Origin of the sequence: Clostridium psychrophilum (genome assembly GCF_018861705.1) — a bacterium.
GTDB classification, from domain to species: Bacteria; Bacillota; Clostridia; order Clostridiales; family Clostridiaceae; genus Clostridium_AD; species Clostridium_AD psychrophilum.
Map to the genome: position 1 here is coordinate 1 of NZ_JAHLEC010000241.1, position 1,409 is coordinate 1,409.

Annotated in this window: 1 protein-coding gene; it reads left to right on the forward strand. The window is 29.0% G+C overall.

Annotated features, from left to right (window positions below):
- The first annotated feature begins 380 nt into the window (after positions 1-380).
- Entirely contained in the window at positions 381-1,085 is a 705-nt protein-coding gene (locus KPL38_RS19230) for an MgtC/SapB family protein (RefSeq protein WP_216290739.1), read from the forward strand.
- The last annotated feature ends 324 nt before the right edge of the window (positions 1,086-1,409 follow it).

Consider the following 1,409-nt stretch of genomic DNA (forward strand, 5'->3'; position numbering starts at 1 on the left):
TGTTCTATGCCCAGAATGTGATGCAAATATGATAATCAAAGGACGATGAGATTATCATATTTGCTTGGCATAAGGGTTTTTACTCGACCGTAGGGAGATTTTGTTCTTTTGATGGTTAAATCAAGAAAACTTAAAGTTATAATATCATCGTATTAGTCATAAAAGTGATTTACATACTAAAAGTATAAAACATAAACAGTGGAATAATGAAATGTTTTGAATATTATGTAATGTGTTTTAAAATGCGTAATAATATTGTGTAATAATTATTATAAAAAAAATGAATTACTATACGTTAAATCATCTCCTGGGTAGCCGCAACAGCTTCGAAGAAGATGTATTGACAATATAAGAGAAACAATTTGTTTGGGGGTATGTATATGTCAGTATATGAAGTAGCAATAAGACTTGGACTAGCGGTTATAGTTGGTGGCTTGATCGGGTATGAAAGGGAATTTAAAAACAGACCAGCTGGGTTTAGGACGCATATATTAGTATGTTTAGGTGCTGCAATTACGTCTATGATATCATTATATTCAGTTCAAGATGCAACCAACATGATAATTGCGAATCCACAACTAGCGAATGCAATGAAAGTAGATGTGGGAAGGTTAGGGGCTCAAGTTATAACAGGAGTAGGATTTCTAGGCGCAGGAACTATAATACACGAGAAGGGATCAATAAAAGGCCTTACAACCGCAGCAAGCATATGGACAGTTGCATGCATTGGGCTTGCAGTTGGACTAGGTTATTACACTTTAACTATTTTATCTACCATTGTTGTTTTTATAGTATTAGTATTTCTTAAAACATTTGAATCTAGGTTTTTTAAAAATACTAACATTCTTAAATTAGAAATTCAATATATTAATAAAAAAAATATGGTGGAAAAATTAGAACAGTATTTTGATGGTATGAACATAAAAGTTAAAAACATAGAATTTTTAATAGAGGATGAAGAAGAGGAAAAACCAGAATTCAGTACGACAATGTATACAGTTTTAGCACCTAGATATATTAAGAGTAGTGGGATTGTACAAAAACTGTGCGCTTTTGATGAAATATATAAAGCTACGATATTATAATAAAAGTAATAAAATGTTGCTATATAAAATTACAAATTATAAGTTCGGTTATTTATATATAATGTAGATTAGAGCAATCTCAATTAATAATATAAAAATTAATGTGTAAATTAGTTTTTTAAATTTATTCATAATTATCACCCCAATTATATTGTATGTTGAAAGGAGTGATAAGATAATTAAAAGAAAATAAAATCATAAAAAAATAAAATCGATCAATTGCAATAACAAGTTGAACCAATTTGTATTTATGACTTAAATCGTTGAATTTACTTATGCTGCATAAATTATATCTAATTGTGCTTCGAATAGATCTTCAGGAGT

Excerpts from the sequence above, each read along its gene's own strand:
- KPL38_RS19230 (WP_216290739.1), top strand. The coding sequence starts at position 381 with ATGTCAGTATATGAAGTAGCAATAAGACTTGGACTAGCGGTTATAGTT.